We start from the raw sequence: 9,147 nt of genomic DNA on the forward strand, positions 1-9,147 counted from the left end.
CTGTATTGCTTGTCGTTTTGTCACTTTCCTCCGCAAAAGACGTAACCGCAAACATATTGCATAGCATAGCTGCCATTGTTAGTAAGGTAAATATTTTTTTCATTTTCTTCTCCCTATATTTAATTAATATAATGCCGCACCGACGATACCTGCATCGTTAAACAATTCTGCCGCGGTTATTTCGGTTTTATCAAGGTATTTATTATAATCATACTTATAAACAAATTCTCTTACTCTGCTTATAAACGGCTCACCCTCTCGGCTGATACCGCCGCCGATTACAACCTTTTTCGGTTGGAATATATTAATTACATTCACCAATCCCTCTGCAACGTATTCAATATATTTTTCTACAACCTTTAATGCGGTTTCATCGCCTTTATCAGCCGCACGAAAAGCCGTTTGTCCGTTTATAACTGTTTCTTTTGACATTATGCTTTCGGGATTATTTTTTATCGCTGCTTTTGTCTGTGCAACAAGTGCAGTAGCTGACGCATATTTTTCCCAACACCCTTTTCGACCGCACGAGCATTGTACACCGTCTTTTATCAACGTAGTATGACCGATTTCACCGCCTGCACCGTTAAAACCGTTATATATCTTGCCGTTTATTATAATCCCGGAGCCTATTCCCGTTCCGAGAGTTATACAAATAAAGCTATCCGCCTTACTTCCCGACGCAACATATTCACCGTATGCCGCCGCATCCGCGTCATTCAATATTTTAACCGATACACCGCACTTTTCTTCAATCGGCTTTATACTTACTTTATTAAAATTAAGATTGCACGCAAACATAATCATTCCGTTTTCGGAATCGACCGTTCCCGGTACTCCTATTCCTATTTTTTCAACTTGCGACAGCTTGATATTGCTTTCATCACAAATTTTTCCGCACAAATCGGCGATATTATCTATTATCGCATTTTCCCCTCTCTCAACTTCTGTTGGTATTGATATTTTTTTCAATATTTTGCCGTTTTCATCAACCAATCCGCCGGCAATATTTGTACCGCCTAAATCTATTCCTATGTAATATTTCATTTTCTTCACCTGCACTTTTTATTATATTATATTCTAAATACTATAAAAATACAAGCATTTATTTGCAAAAAAATCTGAGCAAGCCAATATGACCTACTCAGATTTTTTCTCTTAGGGAAGTCTATTTAATTATAGCGTTGCTACAATTTTACCTAAACCGTTGCACGCTGTGACAGCGTCCTCATCAGGCGAATCATTTACGATTACGCTTTCATTGGCAAGCTTTGCGCCTGCGTCAGTAACTCTCTTTTCCCATTCACGCATCCATTCACCGTCGCCCCAACCGTATGAGCCGAACAATGCTACATTTTTACCCGAAAGATTAACCTCAAGTTCTGCGAAAAACGGTTCAAATTCACCCTCTTCAAGTTCCTCTGCACCCATTGCAGGGCAACCCAAAATCAAGTTATTATAATCCTTTGCCTCATCAGCTGTTATCTGGTCAACTGAAAATAGTTTTGTATCTGCATTAATCTCTTTTGCGCCGTCAAATATTGCATTTGCCATTGCCTCGGTATTACCTGTTCCACTCCAATAAATAATTGCTGTTTTGCTCATTTGTATGAACCTCCTCAAAAAATAATTATTAACAAACTGCCCTTTGCAGTTATGCTATACAAAATAAATCTGTTAGAGTTCTTCCCTCATTAATTCTTTTAATTACTGCCTTACGGCATTTATTATAACGACAGAATAATTTTTTTGCTTGCTCTGTGTTCTCATAAACTTTCCATTCACCTGTCAAAAGACAGCCTTGGTGTTTATGATTTATAAAACCGTATATATCATGCAAAGGATAGCCGAGAAATGCTCCGATTTCGTGCGGAAATTCCTTGTTCATCAATCTTTGTGCATATATCCTTGACTTTAGTATTGCCAAATATTTCATTAATGAAAACTCTTTTGGATAACCGTTATCGCACAAAAATGATTTTATATCATCTATTTGCAAGTATTCGCACAATTTCTGTTTTCGATACACCATCAAAAGCACACGTTCACCACATTCGCACAAAACATCTATGTAAATATCGTTTTTATTAAGCTTTTCGTTAAGCATTTTTATCTGAACGGTTATATTCGGATTTTCACGCTTACTGCACGAGGCTATATTAGACGGTTTTATACCCGCAAATGCCGGTGCACAATGATATGCTAAAATATATTCTGTCGGCATAAATTTTCTCCTTTATGATTAGTTTAGACTAACCCAATATTAAAAATATTTATACTGCTTTGCAGAAACATTCTGTAAGTGCATCATTCAATGCACAAGCACTTGATGAATTACAATGCTTTATAATTGCACCCGACTTTTCAGCCTGACCTGACGCAACTCTTACCATTTTATGTGCTACCGTTCCTGTGAACACAATAACTATATCCGGATTGCCTATCTGATTTTTAAAATCCGCAGGACATTGCGTAAACACTTTACATTTGCAGCCGAATTTTTTGCATATTTCTTTATATCGGCAGTGCATTCTGTCGTGACCGCCTACTATTACAATACTCACTTAACACACCTCTTATTCTTAGTTAGTATAAACTAACGGCAGATTAAAAATATATGGTTAGTTTTTACTAACCATATATATACTACCATACATAAATTATTTTGTCAACAATTTTATTATATTTTTTTAAATCTCGCTGTTTTCTTCTGTATCGTTATTGCTTCCGAAGAAAATAGTTGCGAAAAAGTCTTTTATTATAAGTCCTATTCCCTTTTTCTCAACTGCCGACGACGCATTCAAATCAATATCCGCTATAACTTCACCGTCACGGCTTATTGTCATAGTTCCTATTTTTTGTCCTGCCTCTATCGGTGCGGTAATCGTTTCGTCTATTTTTATTTCCTTGGTAATATTGTCCTCTTGTCCTTTTTTCACAAGCGTTGAGCAGCTGTCACCTGCAACAACGCCCACTTCTTTGTCTACGCCCTTTTCAACCGCTATTTTCTGCACTTCATCTCCGGCGGTTATTTGTGTGTTTACCGCATAATTTGCAAATCCGTAATCAAGAAGTGATTTTGCTGACGCAAATCTTTCTGCCGAAGTCGGTGCACCGAGTACAACGGCTATAAGCTGCATATCATTTCTTTTTGCCGCCGCACTCAAACAACATAGTGCCTTTGATGTTGAGCCTGTTTTCAGTCCGTTTGCGCCGTCATAAAAACGTATCAATTTATTTGTGTTCGCAAGCTGGAACTTTCCGCCGCGAAGTGTGTCCATCCATATTGACGTGTAATTAAAAATCGTTTCATGTTTCATCAATTCCCTTGACATTATCGCAACATCTCTTGCACTTGAATAATGGTCATCTTCATCAAGTCCGTTTGTGTTCATAAAATGAGTATTTTCCATACCGAGTTCCTTCGCCTTTTCATTCATCATATCCACAAACGCACTTTCACTGCCTGCAAGATGTTCTGCCATTGCCACACAACCGTCATTCGCACTTGCAACCGCAATACCTTTCAGCATATCATTTACAGTAAGTTGTTCTCCTGTTTCCAAAAACATTGTACTTCCGCCGTAACTCATTGCATTTTCACTTACAGTGACCATATCGTCAAGGCTTATCTTTCCACTGTCAACAGCCTCCATTATAAGGAGCATAGTCATAACTTTTGTAACGCTTGCAATAGGTAATCTCTCGTCGGGATTGCTTTCGTAAAGTATATTACCTGTCGCTTCCTCCATAAGTATTGCTGATTTTGCATTAAGTCCTAAATCGGTATTGCCTTCGGCAAATACAGCAACACTCTGCATCATAAAACATACGCAAATAAAAAAGCATATTACTCTCTTCATACTTATATCCTCCGTAAAGTTTTTTCTGTATGAATTTATAATATGCTTTTTATGGTTTTCTATTCATTTTATAAGTAAAATGTGAAAATCTACTATTTATTTTTACGTTTTATATGTATTTCCGGCACTGCCACGTTGTCATATGTAACGGTTTCTGTATCGTCCGTATCGGTTGTTTCTTCTACATCTTCCTTGTCGATGTGAACTTCCGGTACTGCAAGATTTTCTGTTTCAACTGTTATAAATGGTTTCTTTTTCATAATAAATCCCTCCATATCACTCTTAGAACAAATTTATAAAGAAAGTTATTGTTAAACTATTTAAAAAGTCTGCAAACATACTGCCTATAATCGGTACAAGCAAGTATGCCTTTACTGACGGCACATATTTTTCTGTAAGTGCCTGCATATTTGCCATTGCATTAGGTGTTGCACCCATTCCGAAACCGCAAGTACCTGCCGCAAGCACTGCCGCGTCATAATTTCTGCCCATTACGTTAAATAGAACGAAATACGTAAATACAAACATCAACGCAACTTGTCCTGCAAGAAGTATCAATAGCGGAAGTGCCAATGATGCAAGTTGCCATAATTTCAATGTAATCATTGCTATGCCCAAGAACAATGAAAGACATATACCACCTATATCATTTATTTCACCCATATTTACGTTGAAAAGGTTTGTGTGTTCGCTTATGTTTCGCATTGCCGCCGCAACTATCATTGCACCTATGTATATCGGAAAGGTCATTCCTGTTTTGCTCAGTGCCCACGAAACAATCGTTCCCAGTCCCATTGCTATGGCAATTTGATATGTTGCAGGTGCATACATACTTACACTTCTCTTGTGTTTCTTTTCATCCTCAACAAGTGTTGCGTCATCTTCCATAACGGCAGTTTTTAAAAGGTCGTGCTTTAATATAAGTCGTCTGCCAATAGGGCCGCCCATAAGTGAGCCGGCTACCAATCCGAATGTTGCCGCCGCTGTACAAAGTGTTGACGCACCCGAGATTCCTAAGTCTTCAAGTACAGGTCCGAATGCTCCGGCTGTACCGTGTCCGCCGACCATAGGTATTGAGCCTGTGCTAAGTCCTATAAGCGGACTTACCCCGACCAACTTTGCCAATCCTACCGAAACAAGGTTTTGGCTTATAATAAGCACTATTACGCAAACTAAAAATACCACAAGGCTTAGTCCGCCGCTTTTTAATACTTTCAAGTTGGCTTGAAATCCTACCGACGTGAAAAATATTACCATACATACATTTTTAAGTGTTTCGTCAAATGATATTTCCAAAATTCCTGTCGCATACAGTATACACGAAACAATCGCAAATATCAATCCTCCGACAACCGGTGACGGAATACAAAATGTTTCAAGGAATTTTATACGTTTTTTCAAAAACGCTCCCAAAAACAATACCGCAACCGCCATACCAAGCGTTTGGTACATATCTAAAGAAATCTGATTCATGTTTTGCATTTCCCCTTTTTATTTATTCTGTTGCAACATTTACTCCGTTTTCCGCATAATATTCGCTTGCACCTTTGTGGAACGGTATAGTAACATTTTCTGTTGCAAAGTTCATATCGAATGTATCATCTTTGGCAAAACCAAACTTGTTGCTGTTGCCGAAGATGTTTTTTGTGATTGACTTTACTCTGTTGTCTGACATCTTGTCACTCGCAATCAGTACCATTTTCACACCGAGTGTCTCAATATCTTCTGTTTGTCCGTCATATGTGTTTGCTTTTATTGTATGTTTTACATATCCGTTGTATTGCTCTGTAAGTCTGTTCGCAACAGTTCCGTCAATAGGGATAAGCTTTATATCGTCTGAAATTTCTGTTATTGCACGAGTCGGTGTTCCGGCTGTACAGAAAAATGCGTCAAGATTTCCGTTTTTCATCGCTTTTGCTGCGTCAGTGTATGATAAATACTTAGCGTCAACCATACTTTCATTTAAACCGTATGCCGATAATATTTGTTTTGAATTTTGTAATACACCCGATTCTTTTTCTCCAAGCGATACACTTTTTCCGTATAAATCGCTTATTGAATTTATATCCGAATCTTTCGGCACTGCCACTTGTATCGCCTCTGTATATAACCCGGCAATAGCCGAATAACCTTTGTATTCCTTGTCAAAATATCCTGTTCCGTTGTATGCGTCTTTCATAACATCACTTTGTACAAATGCAATGTCAACATATTCTTGAGATATTAAACGTAAATTTGCCGCCGAACCGGCTGTTTTTCGTACTTTAAAATAAACATCACTGTTGTTGTTTAATATTTCCGCTAACTCCGTGCCGTAAGCATAATATGTACCGTTCACATCACCCGTACCAATCTGTACCGTGTTTTTCATCCCGCACCCCGAAAATGCCATTACCGAGATCGCTGCGATTAAAATATATAAAACTTTTTTCATGTTCTCCCTCCATTTCTTTTAACAATTTATTTTAACATATAACAACATTTTTTTCAATATGTTTTAAATACATTTCTACAATAAACTGTAACAGAATAAAAAACACTCCAAAATCGCTGTAAAATGATTTTGAAGTGTAGTATTTAGTATTCTATATTGAAATCTATAGACATAATTGTTTCTACTATTCTATCACAACAATTATTTTGCCATTGTCTATTTTCCATTTCGAACGTTTTTTTATATAAGTTTTATCTTTATTTATCAAACCACATTCTTTGTATACTTGTGTTATTCCGCCAAAATATCTATGTGACTTATCTAAATTCAATTCTTTGTTTTGTCCATTGATTTCCAACACCATAGACACAGCAGAACAATCTATGGTATTTTTTATTATCTGTGGAACAATTAATATTCTTGCTCTTATGTCATTTGCTGTTATTTCTCGTTCAACTATATATTCATTATTTTCGTTACAATCAACAATATTCGCATTTTGTGGCGAACTTAACGAAAGAATATTTTTTATAGTTTCTTGCTTAAAAACGGGTTTATATGAAAAACCATACCATTATCTATGCACATATTAAGTAGCATTTTTCCATCAATTAATATAGTTGGCATATGAGGATTACTTTCTGCTTCATCAATAGCACCTTTTGTGAATGAAGAAGTTGTGATAAATAAATTTATGTAATTATTATTTAATACATTTCCTTGTTTATCTCGTTTTGTAGCTCACTTAAAATCACGAATCTCGTTCGCTTGCACGTTATGTTTTGATTGATACCTCTTAGCTTGAACATAATAATTCATAGTATCTAAACCTTGTGGATCTATTCCGGGTTTGGTACAAGTTAGATCAATCCCATTATCCTTAACATATTTAGTAGTTACAACTTCTTGGAATCCAATTCTTTTTAAAAAATAGTTCAAAAACAATTCAAAATCTCTGCCAGTTGCAAAAGCATGATATAGTTGTTGTATATAGTCCTTTTCTTCTTCTTTTGTCAATTCTAAATACTCCATTGGATTACCTCCCCTAAAAAATAGTAATACTTTATGATTGCTTCAACATTCTCCCAAGATTCTTTTCATTGTAAATTATCAGATTTTTATATACTCCCAGAAACATTAAATAATTCCTTTTTAGTTGCTCTATATAGACCGTTAAAACAAATTCTACTTGAAAATATCATCAACGCTGCTTTCTCACTATTGATATTTTCGTTTTCATTTCAATTTCTCTATTCTGTTTTCTGCACATAGAATAGCCACTCATCTTTTCAAAATTTTCCATTTATAATCATTTTTCCTCGCAGACATCATTTCCATATAACAATACGCCTTATTTGATAACACATATTATATTCTAAATCTCGAGCAAATGCAATACTATTCTATGTTTTTCTCTATTTTATCCCAAATTTATGCTATCACAATTTAACAATAATTCGCTACCTTATTATAAAGAAATACTTTGTCTTTTTCATTTTTAAAAATATTCACAAAATCAATGTCCTTATTTTTTATACAAAGTTACTAAGAAAATAATTTACTTTGCAAATTCTAATTAAATTGCACTAAAAAACGAAAACCTATTTTTATAGGTTTCCGTTTTTTCCCTTATTCCCACTCGCTCCCTGTAAATCAATCTTAAACACTTTTGCTTATGAGATTTAGCAGAGAGTATCTATATTATTTGAATTATCAGTAAAGCATACGCAATCCGATTTTTTGTTGCCATTTCGTTGCCAATATATAAGAAATTTTAATGCCAAGAAGCATAAATAAGTTGTCGCTTATCAAAAGCCTCTTTGCCACCTTCCATAATATCAACAATTTGTTTATGTGTCGAATTCAGGTCAATATTTCCTTGTACTACATCGATTTTTGTTTCTTGATACTCAACTACTAAGACCCTTTCAGAATCGCCAAGCACTGGGATGTTCGCATTATGCGTAGCAAATATGAACTGCATATGCGGTTTCTTCCGCGCAATAGCAGTAATAACCTCATCGTAGATTACCTTATTGTCAAGATCATCTTCTGGTTGATCAATAAAAATAACATCGTTATCATCTTGTGTCAATATAAACAAAATTAGCGCCGAGGCTCGTTGACCAATCGAGTGTTGCCGCAACAGCTTCCCGTGATAATAGATGTTTACTTTGTTTTCAACTTGCCTGCTCAATAATTCTTCGTATTGATTACGAAGTTTTTCTTCCATTTTAGCATATTCACCGGACGAAATGATTTTTTTCAGTTCGCTGCCATCGCAAATAATCCAGTCTTCTATTATCGCTGTGTAGTCGGTGAACTTATCACAAATAGCTTGGTATTTGCTATCCGAGATTCCCGTTCCCTTGAAATCACTTTTCAATTGGGATTTGAATCCTTCTCGATCTCCCTTAAATGCGATTTCAATTCGTAGTTCTGTTTGATTCTGATTAATACGTTCAGTTTCGACCTTATACGCATTATAGGTTGCCAACAGAACATCATTGCGTTCTCTTGCTGCCTTAGTAAATGATGTTTCTATTTTTGATTTGGAGGATGTTTCGTCACTTAGTAACTGTAACTTTTCCTTGGTCTTTTGCAACTCAGCAGTCATTTTGACAAAACTATCAACATCCAAAGTTTCATCTTTAATCTCTCTTTTAATTTCGGCAAATTCATCTGCCAAGCTATCAGTTTGCTCTTTCAAACGGGAAATTATATCACCCACACTGTTGCACTGTTTTTCAATTTCATCAATGCAGGAACCAATTTGCGTGAGTTGAACATCAATTAGAGACAATACTGCGGAAACATCTTCAAAGATGTCTGTATTAAACTCACTACTATATC

General features: G+C 35.9%; 8 protein-coding genes and 2 pseudogenes. All 10 read right to left on the reverse strand.

Annotation, left to right across the window (positions count from 1 at the left end; translation table 11 throughout):
- Positions 1 to 123: 123 nt before the first annotated feature.
- Positions 124 to 1,044, reverse strand: coding sequence for an ROK family protein (locus ACLTU0_RS08715; RefSeq protein WP_412322081.1), 921 nt, complete (start codon positions 1,042 to 1,044; stop codon positions 124 to 126).
- Between the two features lie 129 nt (positions 1,045 to 1,173).
- Positions 1,174 to 1,602 carry a flavodoxin gene (locus ACLTU0_RS08720; protein WP_412322083.1) on the reverse strand — a complete coding sequence of 143 codons (429 nt, stop codon included), beginning with the start codon at positions 1,600 to 1,602 and terminating at the stop codon, positions 1,174 to 1,176.
- 49 nt (positions 1,603 to 1,651) lie between these two features.
- Positions 1,652 to 2,221, reverse strand: a complete 570-nt coding sequence (locus tag ACLTU0_RS08725; protein ID WP_022229090.1) for a DUF3793 family protein — start codon at positions 2,219 to 2,221, stop codon at positions 1,652 to 1,654.
- A gap of 49 nt (positions 2,222 to 2,270) precedes the next feature.
- Positions 2,271 to 2,561, reverse strand: a complete 291-nt coding sequence (locus tag ACLTU0_RS08730; RefSeq protein ID WP_022229091.1) for a DUF2325 domain-containing protein — start codon at positions 2,559 to 2,561, stop codon at positions 2,271 to 2,273.
- Positions 2,562 to 2,687: 126 nt separating this feature from the next.
- Complete coding sequence (locus ACLTU0_RS08735) at positions 2,688 to 3,860, reverse strand: D-alanyl-D-alanine carboxypeptidase family protein (protein WP_022229092.1); 1,173 nt, start codon at positions 3,858 to 3,860, stop codon at positions 2,688 to 2,690.
- 92 nt (positions 3,861 to 3,952) lie between these two features.
- A complete protein-coding gene (locus ACLTU0_RS08740) occupies positions 3,953 to 4,120 on the reverse strand; it encodes a hypothetical protein (RefSeq protein ID WP_022229093.1) in 168 nt (55 codons plus the stop codon).
- 22 nt (positions 4,121 to 4,142) lie between these two features.
- The gene (gltS, locus tag ACLTU0_RS08745) at positions 4,143 to 5,333 is read right to left on the reverse strand and encodes a sodium/glutamate symporter (protein WP_022229094.1); all 1,191 of its coding nucleotides are present in this window, start codon (positions 5,331 to 5,333) and stop codon (positions 4,143 to 4,145) included.
- A 22-nt stretch (positions 5,334 to 5,355) separates the two neighbouring features.
- Positions 5,356 to 6,294, reverse strand: a complete 939-nt coding sequence (locus ACLTU0_RS08750; protein ID WP_022229095.1) for a TAXI family TRAP transporter solute-binding subunit — start codon at positions 6,292 to 6,294, stop codon at positions 5,356 to 5,358.
- A gap of 528 nt (positions 6,295 to 6,822) precedes the next feature.
- A pseudogene (locus ACLTU0_RS08755) lies at positions 6,823 to 7,326 on the reverse strand (restriction endonuclease).
- A 742-nt stretch (positions 7,327 to 8,068) separates the two neighbouring features.
- Positions 8,069 to 9,147, reverse strand: a pseudogene (locus tag ACLTU0_RS08760) (TrlF family ATPase); the annotation flags it as partial.

Origin of the sequence: Hominilimicola sp. (assembly GCF_046972485.1) — a bacterium.
Lineage (GTDB): Bacteria > Bacillota > Clostridia > UBA1381 > UBA1381 > Hominilimicola > Hominilimicola fabiformis.

What these genes read in the sequence shown, in the direction of transcription:
- ACLTU0_RS08715 (WP_412322081.1), bottom strand. Translation starts at nt 1,044, where the DNA reads ATGAAATATTACATAGGAATAGATTTAGGCGGTACAAATATTGCCGGC.
- ACLTU0_RS08725 (WP_022229090.1), bottom strand. Translation starts at nt 2,221, where the DNA reads ATGCCGACAGAATATATTTTAGCATATCATTGTGCACCGGCATTTGCG.
- ACLTU0_RS08735 (WP_022229092.1), bottom strand. Translation starts at nt 3,860, where the DNA reads ATGAAGAGAGTAATATGCTTTTTTATTTGCGTATGTTTTATGATGCAG.
- ACLTU0_RS08750 (WP_022229095.1), bottom strand. Translation starts at nt 6,294, where the DNA reads ATGAAAAAAGTTTTATATATTTTAATCGCAGCGATCTCGGTAATGGCA.
- ACLTU0_RS08720 (WP_412322083.1), bottom strand. Translation starts at nt 1,602, where the DNA reads ATGAGCAAAACAGCAATTATTTATTGGAGTGGAACAGGTAATACCGAG.
- gltS (WP_022229094.1), bottom strand. Translation starts at nt 5,333, where the DNA reads ATGAATCAGATTTCTTTAGATATGTACCAAACGCTTGGTATGGCGGTT.
- ACLTU0_RS08740 (WP_022229093.1), bottom strand. Translation starts at nt 4,120, where the DNA reads ATGAAAAAGAAACCATTTATAACAGTTGAAACAGAAAATCTTGCAGTA.